This window comes from Neorhizobium tomejilense (assembly GCF_964254135.1).
Classification (GTDB): domain Bacteria; phylum Pseudomonadota; class Alphaproteobacteria; order Rhizobiales; family Rhizobiaceae; genus Neorhizobium; species Neorhizobium tomejilense.
Genome location: NZ_CAXUSO020000001.1, coordinates 297,637 through 316,297, shown reverse-complemented (window position 1 = coordinate 316,297; position 18,661 = coordinate 297,637). Strand labels below are relative to the sequence as shown.

The window sequence follows — 18,661 nt, the reverse complement described above, 5'->3', positions numbered from 1 at the left end:
GTCAGGCCTCGGCAGCGATACGATGGGTTTCAAGCGGGGTGTGGCGGGAAAGGTTCTCGAACCCGTCCTTGGTGACGACATACATGTCGCCGACATTGCAGCCGGCGGAGAGCGGTTCCAGCCACTGGGTATGCATCACGAACACCATGCCTTCCTCCATCCGGTCGTAGTTGTGGGAGGAAATGTTGAAACTGTTTTGGCTCCCAGCCATGCCGACGGAATGGCCGAGATTGGGATTATGCGGGCCTTCCGTCGCCGGATAGACATGCATCAGCTTGCGGCCCTGCGCCTCCCAGTCGATGTTCTTCACATACTGGCGTGGGATCAGCCGCGCGCTACCATCATCCATCGGCGCCCAGTTATAGGGCATGGTGCGGGCTTCCGGGGAGGTCAACATGCCACGCTCGATCATCGGCTCGAAGGCGGCATTGTTGACATCGCGCATCAGCGCACCCGGCCGGATCAGTTTTTCGGCGCGCTTGACGCCTTCCGTGCAGACGGCGAGCACCTCCTCCTGCCGCTTGGTAATCTCACCGATTGCGATCATGCGGGCGGTCTGGGCCGTGTAGCCGCGGTAGGTGATGTTGGAGACATAGAGATTGATCAGGTCGCCCGGACGCACGACATGGCCATAGGGTTTGCCGCAATGGGTGCCGAATTCGTTGATGCCTATCTGGTAGCCGTCGCCGGTCTCACCGCCGAAGGCTAGCTGGGCCTGAGTGAAGGCGGCATAGATCTCGTGGTCGGTGACGCCAGGTCGGGCGACGTGATAGGCGGCCTGGGTCGCGATGCTGACCAGTTGGGCGGCAGCCCGGAACATCTCGATCTCGCGCGGTGAACGCACCTTCTGCATCCGGTCGAGAATGGCGTTGTCGGCGATGAACTTGCTCTTTGGCATGAATTCGTCGAGCGCCACCCAGAATGTCAGCGAGGTACGGTCGCCGATCCGGCCGATCTGGGCCTTTGCCAGCCCGAGGCTGGCCAGCACTTCGGCACATTTCTCGGCAGTCTTGATCACGGAGTCGCCTGGACGATCGGCATATTCGCGACCGATCGGGCCGATCTGCCAGATATCCTCGACCAGCACCGGTTCACCGCCCGGCGGCAGGAGCACGGATTGGGTGAAGAAGGAGAGAAGCGTCAGCGGCTTGTCGGTGTCGGTCGGGATGATCAGCACGCCTTCGCGCATCCAGTCGCAGATATAGCGGAGATAGTGGTTCGACGTGTGAAACCAGCCGACACCGCCGGTGTGGACGATCAGCGCGTCATGCCCCGCTTCGACCGCCTGACGGCGGATGCGACGCAGGCGATCCTCGAATTCCTCGACCGGCAGCGGCAGTGGTGCTGCAAAATCGAAGTCCGGCTGGAAATCGGCGAGCAGCGATCCGACACGATAGGAGCCCGCCTTGGTTGCACGCATGTTCATTGGGTATTCCTTCCAGAATTCTAAAAATAGGTCAGGCCTGCTTCTGCGGTGCCAGCACCCGTCTTGCGACAAGCAGCACCACGAGCGTGAGAGCGATCAAAACTCCCGACATCGCGGCAACGCGGACGTCGAGCGACTCTTCGATGAGGGCGAACATTCTGAGCGGCAGCACCGTGGTTCGGGCATCTGCGAGGAAGAGCGAGACGGACACGTTGTCGAGCGACTGGATGAAGACGAGAAACGCACCGGCAAGAATGCCCGGCAGCAGGAGCGGCAAGGTTACGCGCCTCAGCGTCGTAAACCACGTCGCCCCCATCACCGTCGAAGCCTCCGCCAGCGATGGATTGATCCCCTGGGCTACAACGGATGCGGCTCTGTACATCAGCGGCCCGAAGACGACCACATGGCCGGTCACTGTCAGCCAGAGCGAAGGCTGGAAGCCGACGAAGTTGGCGACGATCAGTGCCGCAAGACCGTAGACCAGGCTCGGCAGGACGAGCGGCGCGAGCAGGAGAGGCTCGATGGAACTCACAGTGCTGCGTTTCATCCGTGCCATGCCGATGGTGGCGGGAACTGCAAAAAGCAGGGACCCTAGAACCGCAAGAGCGGCAATCTTCAACGAGTTGCCGGCTGCGATGTGCTCGGTTCCCGAGCGGATCGGATCGAACAAGGCCTCGTACCAGCGGATCGAAAAGCCCTGCGGCGGGTATTTCAGGGTCTGCCCCGACGTAAACGACATGGTGATGGCGATGATGATCGGGGCGACCAGATAGATCAGGCTGAGGCCACCGAAGCCGAACACGAATGCCTTGTAGAGGAAAGCGGGGACCGGATTTTCACGCTTGTTACGCATGGCCAACGAGCCTTCTGTGGCGGGAAATCATTGTCATTGCGACGAGCAGAATTCCGGTCGATAGCAGCAGGACGACTGCAATCGCCGATGCCATGGACCAGTCGAACAGCGTGCCGACCTCACGGTAGATGAGTTGCGGAACGTAGACGTTGCGGGCGCCGCCGATGACCGCCTGCGTCACGAAGGAACTGCTGGTACTCGCAAAAACGAGAATCCAACCGGCCAGCAGGCCCGGCAGCATCATCGGCAGAAGTACGGTCACGAAAATCCGCCAAGGGCCGGCACCGGAAACCTGCGCGGCTTCAGTGAACTGGACGGGTGTCCGCGACAGGATCGCGATCAGCGGCAGGATAATAAGGGGCAGATCGATCTGGCACATGGCCAGCACCAGGCCGAGTTCAGTGGACATCAGCGAGAACGGTTGTCCTGCAAGACCGAGAGCCACGAAGGTCTCGCTGATCGGCCCCTGTCTGCCCAAGATGACGATCCAGGCGAATGTGCGCACCACGTTGCTGGTCAGCATGGGAATGAGCGTCAGAAAAATGATGACCTGACGCGCAGTCTTGCCGCTGTGCCAATACAGGAGCGCGATCGGAATGCCGAGCAGGGTCGTGCTCGCTACAGTCTGCAGACCGAGCTTGGCAGTATTCATCAGCACGCGATAGTTGAACGCATCGCCGAGGAAGCGTCCATAATTGTTGAGTGTCAGTCCGTCTGGGCCGATGAAACTGAACCCGATGAGAACGGCGAGCGGCGTCGCAAAGAACGCCACCGACAAGAGGAGCATCGGGATAACGTAGGGGAAGCCGCTCGCCTTCATTGTCTTATCTCAACCAGCAACGAGGGCGTCGAACTTGCGGATCCATTCCGCACGGTTCTTGTTGATCGAAGCCCAGTCCGGATAGATCATGCCGGCAAGCTGGTCGCGCTTGACGAAAGCCTCGATGCCGGGTGTCAGGGCGACTTGCCCGTTGGTCGGGAACATCTCGCGTGGCGGCATCTTCAACTGATCCTGTGCCGCCTTGGAGATCGCGGCATCCATGTAAGCATAGGCCGCCTCGACGTTCTTCGAGCCCTTGGTCAGGTGGATGTTGACGGGGGCTGCGGGAGAGCCGGTTTCCGGCTGAACGAACTCGGCCTTGAGGCCCATGCTCTTCAGACGCGCGACGTTGCCGGTCGAGCACATGAAGACCGCGATCTCGCCCTGCTGGAACAGCGTCATCTGGTGGTTGGTGCTGGCGACGACGCCCTTGATCTGCTCCGGATTGTCCTTGAACAGCTTGAAGACGGCATCCATGTCCGTGGCACTGGTCCCGAAGATCTTGGCGATCTGGCTATAGGCCATGACGCCGGTGTTCGAGCCGAAGCCGGTCCAGGAAACCTTGCCCTTGTAGGCCGGGTTTTCGAACAGGTCGCGATAGCCCTTGGGGGCCGGCACGAGATCGGGATTGTAGGCGATGCCGTTGACTTCGATCGTCACGGTCGGGCCGTACTCGCCCTGGAAGGCCGGGTCGAGCATGCTCCAGTTCTTGAGCTTGCTCGGATCGATCTTCTGGATCAGGTCGTTGTCGATGGCGGTCGCCATCTGGCCAGGCGACATCAGCAGCGTGTCGTAAGGCGGGTTGCCGGGGCTCGCCATCACCTTGGCGAGCTGGTCCTGCGCCAGAGCCGGGGCGACCGTCAGATCGAAACCGGCTTGCTTCACTAGCGGCGTCAGAACCGTGCGGTAGCCATCCTCCCAGTTGCCGGGGAAGGTTGCGGCGACGACGCTGCCGCCGGCGGCGCGGGCGGAAAACGGCATGGTTGCGGCTGCGGCCGCACCGGCAGCGAGCAGGCCAAAATTACGGCGGGTCATATTGAAGTTGGTCATGCGATCACCTCTGTTGGTTGTTGATTGACGGCTTTCATTCACTGGCTTCATTCACCGGGAGACTTCCGGTTCACCCGGAAAGACATGGGCTCGCGCGGTATCGATCTCGGCAAAAACCTGCGTCCCGGTTTCGGGAACGAAGGTCGAAGGGCCCCGCACCTCGGACGCACGCAGATTGGTCCCGTCGTCGAGGACGAGGTCGTGGACGAGCGTCGGGCCGAGCGGCACGGATACGGTCACGCGTGCCGCAAGCGAATTTTCGCCTGGCTGGCTCGTCAGCCGAACCTCCTCGGGCCGGAAGGTGACGGTGACCTTCGATCCGATGGTGAAGTTCAGGCGGCGCGGCAGGCGAAGAGCCTTGTCGCCCGGCAAGCCGATCAATGTGGCTTCACCATCCAGACGCACGACCGTTCCGTGGAGAATATTGGCCTGCCCGATGAAGGTGTTGACGAACAGCGTGTTCGGCCGGTCGTAGACGGCCATCGGCGTATCGATCTGCTCGACATTACCCTTGCTCATCAAGACAAGACGGTTTGCCAGGCTCTGGGCCTCTTCCTGGTCGTGGGTGACGATCAGCGTTGTGATCCCGAGTGTTTTCTGAAGATGCAGAAGTTCGACCTGCAGGTCGAAGCGAAGCGCCCGGTCCAGTGCGCCGAACGGCTCGTCGAGCAGAAGCAGCGAAGGGCGCCCTGCTATGGCGCGGGCAACCGCGACGCGTTGCTGCTGGCCGCCGGACAGTTCGCGTGGGAGCCGATTGCCGTAACCGTTGAGGCGAACGAGGGACAACATTTCCTCGACGCGTGCTTTTCGTACGGCACGCGGAACCTGCTGGCAGGCGAGTGGATAGGCGATGTTCTCAGCCACGGTCAGATGCGGGAACAGCGCATAATTCTGGAAGACCATGCCGATGCCACGAGCTCGGGCTGATATGTTGGCAAGGTCGGCCCCACCGAGCACCATTCGGCCAGACTTTGGGTGGATCAAGCCTGCAATAGCCCGGAGCACCGTAGATTTGCCGCAGCCGCTTGGCCCGAGGAGTGCGACGATTTCTCCCGCGTTGACCTCAAAGGACACATCGCTGACGGCATTCTGTCCGCCATAACTATGCGTGAGGTCTTTGACACTGAGCTGCTTTCCTTCGATCGAGTTCGCAATATGAGGCATGCAAATTCCCCCATGATCTGCCGCAACGATGGGACGCGAGTAGCGACCGGGAGCTAAGCGGATATGTCGTTGGCTAAAAAATCTGGTCAGGGTCTGGTTCATGCCAATCGAACTGCAAGCACCGTGCCAGTTTCAAACTGCCAACCGAAGAATCGAAGCAAGGCAATGTTTTAAATATGTTATTTTTGTCGAAGTGAAATTCGCAAGTTTATTATCATAGAGTTTTGAATCTGAATAAATCAGTGTTGTTGCATATAATTTGGTCTCGATAGTTTAGTTCTTGAGCAGAAGCTTGGTAGCCGGACGGGAGAATTCACGCCACTTTTCACCGGAAACGCGCCCATTGCAGAGTTTTCGCCTTCAAAATTAGGTAAATATTCCTATAATTGGAGCTAAATTGGATTGGACGCGGCGCTTCCCCTGACAACAACGTTGAGCCCGATGAAATTTTATGCATTCATATTCGCATGAACACACGAAACTAATCTCGAAAGTTTATGCGAATCTCTAGATGGAAATATCTAGCTTTGTTCTCAACAACTTAGAAATCAGTCCGTCAACTTGGCACGGCGATTGCTTCAAAATCCCCGAGAATTCAAACACAGCAAAACAACGAAAGGGGATCCCATGAACAGCATCAACGGAATTCTGAGAAGCGGACTTGCCAGCACATTCGCAGCCTTGCTCTCCCTGTCGGCACAGGCAGCCGAAGGCCCAGCGGTGAAGATGATACCGGAGGCGGACGTGGCGAAGCTGCCGGGCATAGCATTCAACCAGAAACTCGCGGACGGCCTGCCGCCTGCCATCAAGGCGTCAAAGGTCCTCAAGGTCGCAACCGACCTCACCCCGCCGATCAGCTTCCGCGCAGAGGATGGAAAGCTGATCGGCATCGATGCCGATATCGCGGCCGCGCTTGGCGTTGTTCTCGGCATCGACGTGCAGATGACCGACGTCGGCGCTGGGGCCGCGATCGTTCCTGCAATCCTGTCGAAGCGTTTCGACATGACCGTCTCCGGCATCAACGATGATCCGGAACTGGAAAAGCAGGTCGATGTCATCGACTACATGTATGACGCCACCACGATCATGACCATCAAGGACAACCCGCTCGGCATCAAGAGCATGGCGGATCTCTGCGGCAAGAAGGTCGCCGTGCCGGTCGGCACTTTCCAGGGGCGCATGGTGGAAGCCGCGTCGGCCAAGTGCGCCACGCCGATGAACATCATGTCCATCCCGAAAATGCCCGACGTATTGCAGGCAGTGCGCACCGGCCGCGCCGATGCGACCGTCAACGGTTATGCCACGAGCGTCTACACCACGGCAAACCAGACCGGCAGAGGCGTCGGCCTGCAGGCTCTTCCGGATGTCCGCCTCGCAGTCGGATATCTCGGCATGCTGGTATCGAAGGACAACCCACAGCTTCGCAACACGGTCGTGGCAAGCCTTCAGCACATGGTCGATAGTGGCGCCTATGAGGCCATCATGAAAAAATGGAGCCTTGGCCCGCTCGCCGTGAAGACGGTCAAGGTCAACGACGCCGCCAGCATGCCGGTGGATTGAGCCCATGTCCCTTTTTGCTCAACCTGTCAGCATCGCCATGGCACCTCCCGTCGGCAAGCCGATACGGTGGGGGCAAATTACAACCGGCACCAGCGCGATCCTCGCGCTGGCTCTCCTTATGATGATCGTGGGCCGTAGCCAGAGCGTTCAATGGAGCGAAGTCCCTCGCTTCATGATCGATCCGATGATCCTGGGCGGCGTCGTCCTGACGCTTCAACTGACGGCAGGCGCGATGGTGGCCGGGATTGCCGTCGGCTGCATCGTGGCCATCATGGCCACCAGCCAGAACATCGTGCTGAAAGCGATGGCTGTCGGCTTCGTCTGGTGGTTTCGGGGCGTGCCGCTGATCGTCCAGATCTTCTTCTGGTTCAACATCGCACTTTTTATCCCCGAGGTGGGTCTCGGCACCTATACGATATCGATCAATGATCTGGTCACTCCCGCGGTCGCCGGGTTCCTGGCGCTCGGTCTGCACGAGGCCGCCAATATGAGCGAGATCATTCGCGGCGGCCTGACGGCGGTGGATCGTGGACAGCGTGAAGCGGCATCGTCCCTGGGCTTGCGGCCATTGCAAACCTTGCGGACGGTCGTTCTGCCGCAGGCGGTCCGCCTCGTCGTTCCACCGACCGGCAACCAGGCGATCGGCATGCTGAAGGCCAGTGCCATCGTCTCCGTCATCGGCATGCAGGATTTGCTGACACAGGCGCAGGCCATCTATGCGCGCAACTTTCTGGTCATCGAACTGCTGTGCGTTGCATCGCTCTGGTATCTCGCGATCACCACGGTCGCCTCGATCGGCCAGCATTTTCTTGAAAAGCAGCTCGCACCCAAGGGCCGGTCTGGCGGCTCGCAAAAGGAGACCCGGCGACGGACGTGACAGCCCGACGCCATCGTTCAACCCAACCAAGCAAGGATCGCCAGCGCAGCGCATCCGATCAGGAAACTCCAAGGAGCAGACCATGAGACTGGGCATTGATGCACAGAAACTACCCGAGGCCATAAAGCGTGGGCCGCTTGCAAGCCTAGACCATGTCAAGGACCTCGGTCTCGGCGGCCTTTTCTTCCCCACGGTTCTCGATATGAGCCCGACGCTGGACAAGGTTGGACTGCGCGACATCAGCGCGAAGGCCGACGAGCTCGGCCTTTATCTCGAAAGCGGCGTCGGCAAGATCAATCCCTATTGCAGCGCCGAGGCGCCGGAGTTCAGGGCAATCGGCGACGGCGACATCATTCTCGGCTTCACCCGGATGATCGAGGCAGGCGCTGCCATCGGCTGCCGTGAACTCTGGGTATCGCCCGGCAATTTCAAATCGGAGTATCGCGGCAGGTTGGCGAATGACCGGTTCCGGACCGACGTCACCTGGGACGAGCAGTTGCTCGCCATCGAAAAGGTTCTGCTGAAGCTGGCACCTGTCGCCCGCGCCAACGGCGTTCACCTCAACATGGAGACCCATGACGAGATCACCTCCTTCGAAATTCTTCGGCTGATCGAAAAGATCGGCGAGGATTGCATGGGCGTGGTCTTCGACACGGCCAACGGTCTGCAGCGCGCAGAACATCCGGTCTTTGCCGCAAAACGCGTCGCGCCCTATGTCCGCCAGACCCACATCAAGGATGCCTATGTCGGGCGGGCACCCGGTGGCTTCGATTTCCAGACCCGCCCGGTCGGCGGCGGCATCGTCGATTTCGGCTCAATCCTTCCCATCCTCGCAAGAGCGAACCCAGAACTGAATTTTTCGCTCGAAGTTGCCGCCTCCGTCGAAGACAAGCCCCGAAAAGCCAATCCACGCCAGTGCATCCAGATCGACGATCCGATCTGGCGCGCCGGCCACCCAGATCTCAACGCCGAAGAGCTGGACGCTTATCTCGCCATGGTGGACGCATACGAAAAGCGCGTCACATCTGGTGAAATTCCGGATTGGGAAGCGTACGAAGCAAGCCAATACGGCTACCCCACCTATGAGAAACAGTCCTACGGCTACAAGGAAGCTGTGATCTTCATCAAGGACTCGGCGCGCTATGTCGAAAGCATTTGCGCCGAAAACGGCATCCCCCTTTCTTCGCCGGCGACAAAGCGGCAGGCAGCCTGAACGACCAGTCCATCAGCATCGGCGGCATGAGCTGCCGATGCCCTTTAAAATCATGGGAAAGTCTGGATTTTTGTCGAGATCGGCATATACGCAGGAATATTCTCATGGAAAAAATAATGCTGCCGTAAGGGCATTTGGAGCAGGAAATGAAAAGGACGCGCCGTCAAAGCGCCAAGGCCGCGCCGAACGCGAGTAATACAGCGGATACGGCCGAAACCAACAATGACGATGTTTCGGAGCGTATCCGGACCACGCTCGCCGCGGCCATTGGCGAAGGTGCGCTGACGCCGGGCACCAAGATTCTCGAGGATGCGATAGCCGAACATTTCGGCGTCAGCAGAACGGTTGTCCGAGGAGCCCTCGGCGTTCTGGAAAGCGACCACCTTCTGGAGCGAAAGAAAAATCGCGGCACTTTCGTCGCAGAACCCGGCATCGAAGAAGCCAGGGCGCTTTTCGAATCACGCCGGAAACTGGAGCACGTCATCCTCGAACTCGTCATGAACCGCGCCGAAGCGGAGCAACTGGACGCTCTCGAAAAGCTGACCGACGAGGAAGAACATATCCATCATCACGGCGACGAGAAATCGAAAACGGTCCTTTCCGGCAAGTTTCACATCGTGCTCGCCCAACTCGGCGGCAATGCGGTCATGACTGAAATGCTGTCGAAGATCGTTGCCCGCCTCTCGCTCGTGATGGCCCTCTACGAGGAAGAGAAGCAGGACGACTGCGGCGCCGATCACCATCGCCTGATCGTGGCCGCGCTGAAAGCCAAGGACCTGGTGAAGGCGCAGCAGTTGATGGACCATCATCTCGCTGACATCGAAGGCCGCGTGCGGCTCACTGAGGGCCAGGGCGACCGGCATACGTTCATGGCTGTGCTGGAGAACTTTTCGTAAGCTGGATCGACGCCCAGCGTCCGTCCGAGCGGAAATTATTGCCGCTCGGGTCGACCGCTGCAGCAACCACCCCACACTCCCACGTTGACAGATATCAATTGCCGGCAGACTTTACCGGTTATCCTCCTCGATCGAGCGCCTCTCGTTTGCCGACAAGGGCGCGGTTTGATCTGGAGCGCCGATGCCTGCAAATTCAGTCCTCGTCCAGTCCGAGCGCGAAGAGAACGATGCGGCTTCCGAAGGGCTGAGCAGCGCCGAAACGGCGGAGCGTCTGGCGCGGTTCGGCCTGAACCGCCTTCCCGAACCCCGGGCCTCGTCCCTGTTCCTGATCTTCCTTGCGCAATTCCGCAGCCCGCTGATCTATATTCTGCTGATCGCGGCAGCAGTTTCGCTTCTGGTCAGCGAGGCGGAAGATGCCGTTTTCATCGGCATCGTGCTGGTGTTGAACGGCGTGATCGGCGGCATCCAGGAATATTCCGCCGGCCGTGCTGCGGCAGCTTTGCGCAATCTCGAACAACCGTTTGCGACGGTCGTCCGCGACGGGATGGCGCAGGAGATCGAGGCGCGCCTGCTGGTTCCGGGCGATCTCGTGCGGATCGAGGCGGGCGGTCGCATCCCGGCCGATATCGAACTTTTCGAGGCCAACGACCTGCTCTGCGACGAGTCGCTTCTGACTGGCGAATCCGCGCCAGCGCGCAAGACCGTGACCATCATCGGCGCACCGCCCGAAAACAAAAAATCCGGCCTTGCGTTTGCGGGCAGCCTCGTCACGCGCGGGCGCGGTGCCGGCCTGGTGGTTGCGACCGGTCTTTCGACCGAAATCGGCAGGATCGCCGCCGAGATCGGCAAGGCGTCTGCCACCCAGCCGCCGCTGCTGATCCGGCTCAAGCATTTCTCGAACATGATCGCCTGGAGCGTCGGGCTCGCCTCCGCCGTCCTCGTCGCCGTTGGCCTGTTACGCGGGCTTGCCTGGGACGACCTGTTCATGATGTCGGTCGGGCTTGCGGTCAGCGCCATCCCGGAGGGCCTGCCGATCGCCATCTCGATCGCGCTGGCGATCAGCATGCGCCGCATGGCCAAGCGTAACGTCATCGTCCGCCGCATGCCGGCGGTCGAGTCGCTCGGTTCCTGCACGATGATCGCCACCGACAAGACCGGAACGCTGACCCTCAACGAACTGACCGTCACCGATATCCGCCTTCCCGACGGCAGCGAACTCATGCTCGATGCCGGCATGGATCTCGATACCTGCGAGATTCGCGGGTCGAACCTCAGCGCGGCGGAGGCGCGCGATCGTGCCGGGAGACTGCTGAAGGCGGCCGTTCTGCCCAATGAGGGTGGCCTCACCCGCCAGGCGGACGGCTGGAAAGGTGTCGGCGATACGGTCGATATCGCTCTCCTGGCTGCAGCCCGCAAGGCCGGGCTCGAGCAGGAGGCGATGAAGGACGATTACCCGCTGATCGCGCGCATTCCCTATGAGCCGGACCTCAAATATGCCGCCTCCTTCCACCGCCGGGGCGGGCGGGTACGCATCTTCGTCAAGGGGGCGGCTGAAACCCTGATCGACATGGCGGACCGGATGGACGGCGGCAACGGCGTCATGCCGATCGATCGCGAGATACTTCTCCGACAGAAGGAGGAGATGGCAGAGCGCGGCCTCAGAGTGCTCGCGTTCGCGGAAGGGGAAATCCGCAGCGGCTCGGAAGAGACCTTCGGTTACCATCACCTGGTCGACCTGGTGTTTCTCGGCCTTGCCGGCATGCAGGATCCGATCCGCCCGGAAGTTCCGCAAGCGATCCGGGACTGTTACTCGGCCGGCGTGACGGTGGTGATGGTCACCGGCGACGACCCGAAGACCGCTGCCGCCATCGCCGCGGAGGCCGGGTTGCGGTTCCTGCCCGACCAGATCACCAGCGGTGCCGATGTCGGCAAGGCCGAGGAAGCCGGTCCGGATGCGCTCGACGAGCTGACCGGGCGGGCGCGAATCTATGCCCGGGTGGCACCGGCGCAGAAGCTCGCGATCGTGCTGTCGCTCGCCCGCAACGGCCACTTCGTGGCCGTCACCGGCGACGGCATAAACGACGCCCCAGCCCTGAAACACGCCCATGTGGGGGTGGCGATGGGCCGCAAGGGAACGGAAGTCGCCAAGGAAAGCGCCGATATCGTCGTCACCGACGACAATTTCGCGTCAATCGTCAGCGGCATCCGCGAAGGCCGCACCGCCTATTCGAATATCCGCAAGGTGATCCTGATGCTCACCGCGACGGGTGCTGCCGAAATGCTGCTTTTCCTGCTGGCAATCCCGCTCGGGCTGCCCATGCCGCTGCTTCCGGTGCAGCTGCTCTGGCTCAACCTCGTCACCAACGGCATCCAAGATGTCGCGCTTGCCGGCGAGAAATCCGAAGGGGATGAACTGGCACGACCGCCGCGCCGCCCGAAGGAACCGATCTTCGACCGGTTGATGATCCGACGGATCGTCCAGTCGACGCTGGTCATCGGCGGCGGCGGTTTCGCGATCTTCTCCTATCTGCTCTATCAGGGCTACGAGATTTCGCAGGCGCGCAACCTGCTGCTGCTGCTTTTCGTGCTGTTCGAAAACGTCCAGACCTTCACCAGCCGCTCGGAGCGCCGGTCGATCTTTTCACTGAATTTTTTCGGCAACCCGCTGCTGATCCTGACTGTCATCGCGGCCCAGGCCATCCATATTTCGGCAATGTATATTCCCTGGTTCCGCGAAACCCTCGATGTCGCGCCGATCTCGTTTGCGGAGTGGGCGTTGATGATGCTTGCCGCCTCCTCGATCCTGGTCGTTACCGAACTGGACAAATGGCGCCTCCGTAGAACGAACCCGGCCTGAAGGCCGCCCGCGCTCGGATTGCGCTAGGTCAAGGTCGGCGCGGGTACGATGCGGGAAGCTCAGGGCAAGCGACGGATGATCGCAACCACAGGAGCACAGGATGCTTGCCAAAGATTTGATGACGACCAGGGTGGTTCACATCAGCCCCGGAGCCAGCCTCAGACACGCGATCCGCATGATGACCGACAACGACATCAGCGGCCTGCCCGTGATCGACGACGGTGGAGCATTGTGCGGAATGCTTACCGAGGGAGACATTCTGAAACGGCATGAGTTCAACTTTGCGCCGAAGGCCGCTCCGGACGCAGGCGATCCCGCATTCTTCAGAAACTACGTCAAGACGCACGGGTTGAAGGTCGAGGACTGCATGAGCCGCAAGATCGTCAGCGTGGCGCCGGAAGCCAGCGTCGCCGAGATCGTCACACTGATGCGCCTCCATTCCGTCAAGCGAATCCCTGTCCTCGACAACGGCATGCTCGTCGGGATCGTCAGCCGCCGCGATGTCCTCAAGCTCGACATCGGCATGCCTGACGTGATCGCACGTGGCGACGATGCGCTGCAGCTGGCCGTCGCGACGCGGCTCCAGACCGAACTGGGGCTGGGCAAGGACAAGGTCGAAGTCAGGGTGCGCAACTCGGTCGTGGAGATCATTGGCAAGATCGCCTCCGATGCGGAGGAAGCGGTACGTATCCTGGCCGCAAGCATTGCCGACGTCGGCGGCGTCGTGATCCGAACGCCGCCGATGCAATCCGCTCGATAGGCAGCAGGCAATGCGATCTGACCCGCCTTTCTGGTTCAGTCCGTGGGGTGGGTCTTGCGTCCGGGATCAAATAACGTCCCCTCCCTGTCGCTGCACTTTACGCACACAAAAACCCGCCTCCCGCGGACTGACAGGAGGCAGGTCAGGATTTGCCGGATCTTCCAGGTTTTACCGGGCGATCAGCACCGGGAACCTGCTTTCCTCCAGAATCGAAGCGGTCACCCCGCCAAAAATCCGCTCTCGCACCCGCGAGTGTCCGTAGGCGCCCATGACGATGAGGTCGGCGTTGATTTCCAGCGCATGTCTTTCGAGTACGTCCTCCACCAGCCGGGCGCCGCTCAGCAGCTGTTCGACGACGACGTTGATCCCGTGGCGGGCGAGATAGGCGGCGACGTCGGCGCCGGGTTCGCCGCCGCTGACCCAATAGGAGGTGTCCGGATCCACGAGCACCACATGCACTTCTTCCGCCCAGGTCATCATATCAAGAGCCTCGCGCGCGGCCTGGGCGGCCTCGGTGCGGGAATTCCAGGCGAGCAGGATTCGATGCGGTTTCAGCGTCGTCCTGCGGCCCTTCGGAGCCAGCAGGAGGGGACGCCGCGCTTCGAACACGCCACCATCCACGATCCGCCTTGTGAGCATGCTGTCGGCGCGCACGCCGTCTCCGATCACCAGCACATCGGCATAAAGTGCGCGGCGATGAATTTCCTCACTGACGAAACCGCCATCCGCATAGACGACATCGACGTCGAACGAGAGGCCATTCGCCTCGCAGGCGCCGGCTGTCTGTTTCTGGATGCCGTCGAGCAATCTCAGGTCCTGGTCCCGCTGGTCGAGCCATACGGTGCCGGCCGGAAAATCTCCCATGGTTGCCGGAACCGCGAGGCCGATGACCATCACGGAAAGATGTGCCTCAAGTTCGGTCGCGATCTCCATGGCACGGGCGAGATCGGCGGCAGGTTCACTATTGCCGATCGTTGCGAGCACTGTCTTGAACGACATTGTCTGTCTCCTCTGCACGAGGCCTTGATCGGCCCTATGGAGGAAAGTCTAGGATCGGCACCGGCCCGAGCCATGATCTTCGTCAATCGGAGCGGATAATTCGAAACCGCTGGCGCCGCCCGCCGATCAGCTGGAATCGAAGATGGATTCCGTCGTGATGGGGAAAGGCTTTTGTGTAGCCGAAACGCAGCAGCCATGAGAACGCAATCGTGCCTTCTGCCTTCGAAGAAACGAGAGTAGGATCATCCGGTTCGACCAACCAGGGAGATCGAAAATGGGAACGAGAAAAGAGGCGCCTTCGCCCGGAACGTCCGCCAAGGATATCGCCAAGGAGCAGGACGACTACCTGGAAGAGTCGCTCGAAGAGACTTTTCCGGCAAGCGATCCCATCGCACCGGGACATCCGCAGAAACCGGAGAAAGGGCCGGTCGCTCCCAAGCGCAAGTGATCCAAATTCCGTGCGCCGACGACGCGATCGCCGGCATGGAGTTGGAAAACGCGGGGCCTACTCGGAACGGGCAGATCCGATCCGCGGGAACGGGCCGAAGTACCCCTCGGCCCGCATCACTGGAATAGTTAGTTCTTGCCGCCGGGCTTGCGGCCCTTGTCGGCTTTGCCCTTGGCGGAAGAGGTCTTGGCGTCGTAGCCCTGACCGTGGTTGGTGCCGCCGAGATGGCCGCCGCCGCTGGTGTTGATCACCTGGCGCTGGGCACGCTTTACCTGCTGTTCTGCATCTGTCTTTTTCATGGAACTTCTTTCATTATTCAATAACAAAAGGCCGAGAGGAACTGTGCCTCGCGACCGCCTACGGTCCCGCGCCAGTATATCCGTGGCCGGAGCCCGAAGTTGGTTTTGGCTTTAGGCGATCTGCAGATTTTCAGCTGCATTCTTGCCGGTGCGGTTGTCCCGCACGACATCGAAACTCACCTTCTGGCCTTCAGCCAGGTAGGTCATTCCCGAGCGCTCGACGGCCGAGATGTGGACGAACACGTCCGTCGACCCGTCGGCGGGCTGGATAAAGCCGAAACCCTTGGAGGTATTGAAAAATTTTACGATTCCGTTGCTCATGAAGATGATCCTTCCGATCGAACACAGGTCGCCGTCCGGCAAGATGCCGGCGACAAAAGAGATCGATTTTGAAGGGAAAGATCAGCTCGAACGCAAAAGGCGTGAAAACGAAGCTCGACAACCAATTTCGATGGTTACCACTACCGGTCAACTATGTCTTGAGCAAGGCATTTCTCACAACCCGCACATTGCGTTTGGCGCAAGTCCGGCGCATGATGGCAGCTTCAGCAGCGATATAAAGGGCACTGCTGCTTCAGGATTCCCACGCCCTGGCCCCAATGAAAGGAGGACGTCATGTCTTCCGAATTCTCTCAGTCCACATCCCGCAATCTGGTCCGCGTCAGCGGTCCCGGATACCGGGAGAATATCGAACTTCATCAATTCGGTGAGCATACGCAGCCAAGCGACATGCTTGTCGCCGGCCGGGTCGGCGCAACGGGGGCTGCCCTCATGCTTGCCCGTTTTGGCGATCATCCCGAAAAGAGCTTTGGGGCCGCAATATCGGCTTCGTTGAGCAAACACAGAGATACCGCGCTACCGCAGCTTTGATGCTTCGGCTGGCAAAGGCAGGTTTTGCAAATCCGTCATTTCACGCCTAGCATGCCTGTCGCCGAACATGATTTCACTCTCGACATTCGATCGCCGCCCAAGGAGGACAAAATGGCTAAAGGCCAGGTACGAAGTAATCGCGAAACTCGCAAACCGAAAAAAGACAAGGCCGCCGCAGCAACCGCCGCGCCCGCAGGCGCACAGGTCAAGCTCGCCGGTAGCGGCCTTACCTTGGGCAAGAAGCCGAAATAATATTTCGAGCAGGAGGCGCCGCACCACGGCGCCTCTGGCGCAGTCTTTATCCTTGATCGTGTAAAGGTCGCATCGCCTGGATTTTCCGGCGACGCATGCCGGACTGTCTTTTCCGAGAAGGTCGAAACCGATCTAGTTGGACCCGGGGCGCTTTTTCGAAACTCGGGCGGCACGGATGCCGTCAAGCCAAATCTCCGAACCGGTCAGTGGTGGCCCCTGGATCAGCATATCCCGGAAGATCGCATGCAGGGTCGGGGCATCCGGGCAGCCTTCCGCGGCTTGCTCTGCCTGGCTGTCGGTCAGCATCTTCTGAAAATAGAGCTGGAAATTCGGATGCGAGGATCGTGAAGACATCGCGCCCCTCCTTTTTCGTCGGGGCTAGGGCTCGGGTCCCTCAGGCGGCTGCGCCCTTGCCAGTTGCAGCCGACCAGCCACGATGGGCCTCATTTCCGCCGATGGCAAGCGCCGCCTATCCGTATTTGAGACAAGTCTTGAAAGTGTCGCATTATATCGCCATATATGATTCACGTTTTCAGCCTTTTCGGCTACCTGATCCTTCCGGCCCTGCCGGTTGCTTGGCGACACCCTTGATTTTGCGAACGTCGAACTCCGCCCTGTCGGCTGGAGAATTCTTGCGTTGGCCGTCGTCACGTCCCGCAGTCTACCCTTTAAGGTTACATCAATGATCGATACTGTCCGCAATGCCGCCCAGAATCTGTTTCGCAAACCCGATGCAGAAGAAGGCTCCAATGCCGCCAAGCTCCAGGAATTCCGCCATAGGCAGGCCCTGAGAAGCCGCGAGCTCAAGCTCGCCCAGAAGCAGGAACGCCTCCAGAGGCGCGCGTCGCAATTGCAGCCGGCCTGACACGGGACCGCTCCGACGAGGCCGCTCGCTCGGGCCATCCCCTCGCACCTATCCTCGACCACAAGGACACCACCATGGCCGCCTTCAACTACAACGCCGGCGCGGGGCTCTACCCGTGCAAAAACTGGAAGAGAACGAGCAGGCTTGGCTACAAGAGGTTCGACACCGTGGCCGAGGCTCTGCGCTTCGCAATCGAGGTGATGCCCGCATCCCTGTTGCGTGGGTCCATTCTCGAGGTCGAAGAAGCCCGTTTCGACAGCACGCAGATACAGAGGCTCTACGACGCCGGCGATTATCCGCTGCAGCGCCGGGACCAGTGAGACAGCGCCGATCCGGCGTTCCGATGCCGCGTTCGGGGTGGTCGTATTTTACCGGCTGCGGCCGGTTTTTCCTGTCGCCGTCGCATGGCGCCTGCTATAGCGGTGATCCATGCAGGGTTGGATAAGGCGCGCCCCGCGCCAGCGCCTCCCGCCCTCAATGCTTTTGCGGTGATTGGATGACGATATTTTCCGTCCGGCACGTCACCTCCTACCGGTATACGAGGCCGGTAGAGTTCGGCGAACACAGGCTGATGTTCAGGCCGCGGGACAGTTTTGACCAGACTTTGCTGAGTTCCCATCTCAACGTTTTTCCAAAACCGGATTATGTCCGCTGGATCCACGATGTCTTCGGCAATTGCGTCGCGCTCGTCGGCATATCCAAACCCTCATCCGAACTGCGGTTCGAAACGATCATCCGTCTCGACCACACACCTCAGGCGGCGATGGACTTCCAGATCGACGAAGAGGCCCTCACCTACCCTTTCGCATACGATCCCGAAGAAGTCTTTGATCTGGAGCGGACGATCCAGCGCCACTATCCCGATCCAGAGGACCGGGTCGGCAAATGGGCACGGCAATTCATCAAGGTCGGCCACCCGACCGAAACCGGCCACCTGCTGATGACCATGTGTTTTGCGCTGCACGAGGGTTTCATTTACGCCCGGCGCTCGGAACACGGGACGCAACCGCCGCTCGAAACCCTGCAACTGCGCCGCGGCACGTGCCGTGATTTCGCACTGCTGATGATGGAGGCGGCGCGATCGCTCGGATTGGCGGCACGTTTCGTCACCGGCTATATCTACGTGCCCGACCGCGACGGATCGATAACGCTCGGCGGCGGATCGACCCACGCCTGGTGCCAAGTCTATCTTCCCGGCGCCGGCTGGGTAGAATTCGATCCCACCAATGGCATCGTCGGCAACCGTGACCTGATCCGCGTCGGTGTCGCGCGCGATCCGCGGCAGGCTGTCCCGCTATCGGGAAGTTACGATGGCGACGAGACCGATTTCGACAGCATGTCCGTGCAGGTTAACGTGACGACCGATGACCACAGCGTGAAACTGCATGGGTGACCGGAACACCCGGATTATTCGGGCGTTGCCGCTGAACTGCCATTCCGGCGAGAGTTTTT

The 18,661-nt window shown here is 60.3% G+C and carries 21 protein-coding genes; 12 read left to right on the top strand and 9 right to left on the bottom strand.

Going from position 1 to position 18,661, the window contains the following annotated elements:
* Position 1: 1 nt before the first annotated feature.
* From ACSQ3G_RS01550 to ACSQ3G_RS01530, 5 genes are read right to left on the bottom strand one after another with little or no spacing between them, the layout of a single operon-like run.
* Positions 2-1,426: a Xaa-Pro peptidase family protein gene (locus tag ACSQ3G_RS01550; RefSeq protein WP_436108793.1), complete on the bottom strand. Its 1,425-nt coding sequence runs from the start codon at positions 1,424-1,426 to the stop codon at positions 2-4.
* 31 nt (positions 1,427-1,457) lie between these two features.
* On the bottom strand, positions 1,458-2,279 hold the full coding sequence (locus tag ACSQ3G_RS01545; RefSeq protein ID WP_436108792.1) for an ABC transporter permease: 822 nt from the start codon (positions 2,277-2,279) through the stop codon (positions 1,458-1,460).
* The gene (locus ACSQ3G_RS01540) at positions 2,272-3,099 is read right to left on the bottom strand and encodes an ABC transporter permease (RefSeq protein ID WP_105402114.1); all 828 of its coding nucleotides are present in this window, start codon (positions 3,097-3,099) and stop codon (positions 2,272-2,274) included. The genes ACSQ3G_RS01545 and ACSQ3G_RS01540 overlap by 8 nt, the downstream gene beginning before the upstream one ends.
* A gap of 9 nt (positions 3,100-3,108) precedes the next feature.
* Entirely contained in the window at positions 3,109-4,149 is a 1,041-nt protein-coding gene (locus ACSQ3G_RS01535; protein WP_436108791.1) for an extracellular solute-binding protein, read from the bottom strand.
* Between the two features lie 51 nt (positions 4,150-4,200).
* On the bottom strand, positions 4,201-5,313 hold the full coding sequence (locus tag ACSQ3G_RS01530; protein WP_436108790.1) for an ABC transporter ATP-binding protein: 1,113 nt from the start codon (positions 5,311-5,313) through the stop codon (positions 4,201-4,203).
* A gap of 627 nt (positions 5,314-5,940) precedes the next feature.
* Between ACSQ3G_RS01530 and ACSQ3G_RS01525 the strand changes: the two genes are divergently transcribed.
* The 6 genes from ACSQ3G_RS01525 to ACSQ3G_RS01500 all read left to right on the top strand — a co-directional run bounded on the left by ACSQ3G_RS01525 (position 5,941) and on the right by ACSQ3G_RS01500 (position 13,476).
* Positions 5,941-6,873 (top strand): ABC transporter substrate-binding protein, encoded by a 933-nt coding sequence (locus ACSQ3G_RS01525; RefSeq protein WP_436108789.1) that lies wholly within the window; start codon positions 5,941-5,943, stop codon positions 6,871-6,873.
* A 4-nt stretch (positions 6,874-6,877) separates the two neighbouring features.
* Complete coding sequence (locus tag ACSQ3G_RS01520) at positions 6,878-7,750, top strand: amino acid ABC transporter permease (protein ID WP_436108788.1); 873 nt, start codon at positions 6,878-6,880, stop codon at positions 7,748-7,750.
* 82 nt (positions 7,751-7,832) lie between these two features.
* The gene (locus tag ACSQ3G_RS01515; protein ID WP_436108787.1) at positions 7,833-8,963 is read left to right on the top strand and encodes a sugar phosphate isomerase/epimerase family protein; all 1,131 of its coding nucleotides are present in this window, start codon (positions 7,833-7,835) and stop codon (positions 8,961-8,963) included.
* 146 nt (positions 8,964-9,109) lie between these two features.
* The gene (locus tag ACSQ3G_RS01510) at positions 9,110-9,859 is read left to right on the top strand and encodes a GntR family transcriptional regulator (protein WP_436108786.1); all 750 of its coding nucleotides are present in this window, start codon (positions 9,110-9,112) and stop codon (positions 9,857-9,859) included.
* 181 nt (positions 9,860-10,040) lie between these two features.
* Positions 10,041-12,716 (top strand): cation-translocating P-type ATPase, encoded by a 2,676-nt coding sequence (locus ACSQ3G_RS01505; protein ID WP_436108785.1) that lies wholly within the window; start codon positions 10,041-10,043, stop codon positions 12,714-12,716.
* Between the two features lie 100 nt (positions 12,717-12,816).
* Positions 12,817-13,476, top strand: coding sequence for a CBS domain-containing protein (locus tag ACSQ3G_RS01500; protein ID WP_436108784.1), 660 nt, complete (start codon positions 12,817-12,819; stop codon positions 13,474-13,476).
* Between the two features lie 168 nt (positions 13,477-13,644).
* On the opposite strand, the gene ACSQ3G_RS01495 is transcribed toward ACSQ3G_RS01500, so the two are convergent.
* Positions 13,645-14,475, bottom strand: coding sequence for a universal stress protein (locus tag ACSQ3G_RS01495; RefSeq protein WP_436108783.1), 831 nt, complete (start codon positions 14,473-14,475; stop codon positions 13,645-13,647).
* 274 nt (positions 14,476-14,749) lie between these two features.
* Here ACSQ3G_RS01495 and ACSQ3G_RS01490 point away from each other — a divergent pair, with 274 nt between their 5' ends.
* Entirely contained in the window at positions 14,750-14,923 is a 174-nt protein-coding gene (locus ACSQ3G_RS01490) for a hypothetical protein (protein ID WP_172723971.1), read from the top strand.
* Positions 14,924-15,051: 128 nt separating this feature from the next.
* On the opposite strand, the gene ACSQ3G_RS01485 is transcribed toward ACSQ3G_RS01490, so the two are convergent.
* Together ACSQ3G_RS01485 and ACSQ3G_RS01480 are read right to left on the bottom strand one after the other, a co-directional pair.
* Positions 15,052-15,222, bottom strand: coding sequence for a hypothetical protein (locus tag ACSQ3G_RS01485; RefSeq protein ID WP_436108782.1), 171 nt, complete (start codon positions 15,220-15,222; stop codon positions 15,052-15,054).
* A gap of 111 nt (positions 15,223-15,333) precedes the next feature.
* Positions 15,334-15,543 carry a cold-shock protein gene (locus ACSQ3G_RS01480; RefSeq protein ID WP_038592822.1) on the bottom strand — a complete coding sequence of 70 codons (210 nt, stop codon included), beginning with the start codon at positions 15,541-15,543 and terminating at the stop codon, positions 15,334-15,336.
* A 294-nt stretch (positions 15,544-15,837) separates the two neighbouring features.
* Between ACSQ3G_RS01480 and ACSQ3G_RS01475 the strand changes: the two genes are divergently transcribed.
* Both ACSQ3G_RS01475 and ACSQ3G_RS01470 read left to right on the top strand, forming a co-directional pair.
* Positions 15,838-16,092 carry a hypothetical protein gene (locus ACSQ3G_RS01475; RefSeq protein WP_436108781.1) on the top strand — a complete coding sequence of 85 codons (255 nt, stop codon included), beginning with the start codon at positions 15,838-15,840 and terminating at the stop codon, positions 16,090-16,092.
* Between the two features lie 111 nt (positions 16,093-16,203).
* A complete protein-coding gene (locus tag ACSQ3G_RS01470; RefSeq protein ID WP_172716950.1) occupies positions 16,204-16,344 on the top strand; it encodes a hypothetical protein in 141 nt (46 codons plus the stop codon).
* 132 nt (positions 16,345-16,476) lie between these two features.
* Here the strand turns inward: ACSQ3G_RS01470 and ACSQ3G_RS01465 are convergent, their stop codons facing one another.
* Positions 16,477-16,698, bottom strand: coding sequence for a hypothetical protein (locus ACSQ3G_RS01465; RefSeq protein WP_436108780.1), 222 nt, complete (start codon positions 16,696-16,698; stop codon positions 16,477-16,479).
* Positions 16,699-17,026: 328 nt separating this feature from the next.
* On the opposite strand from ACSQ3G_RS01465, the gene ACSQ3G_RS01460 reads away from it, so the two are divergent.
* From ACSQ3G_RS01460 to ACSQ3G_RS01450, 3 genes are all read left to right on the top strand, one after another.
* The gene (locus tag ACSQ3G_RS01460) at positions 17,027-17,209 is read left to right on the top strand and encodes a hypothetical protein (protein WP_105402128.1); all 183 of its coding nucleotides are present in this window, start codon (positions 17,027-17,029) and stop codon (positions 17,207-17,209) included.
* Between the two features lie 74 nt (positions 17,210-17,283).
* The gene (locus tag ACSQ3G_RS01455; RefSeq protein ID WP_046603327.1) at positions 17,284-17,529 is read left to right on the top strand and encodes a hypothetical protein; all 246 of its coding nucleotides are present in this window, start codon (positions 17,284-17,286) and stop codon (positions 17,527-17,529) included.
* Positions 17,530-17,705: 176 nt separating this feature from the next.
* Positions 17,706-18,602, top strand: coding sequence for a transglutaminase family protein (locus ACSQ3G_RS01450; protein WP_046630870.1), 897 nt, complete (start codon positions 17,706-17,708; stop codon positions 18,600-18,602).
* The last annotated feature ends 59 nt before the right edge of the window (positions 18,603-18,661 follow it).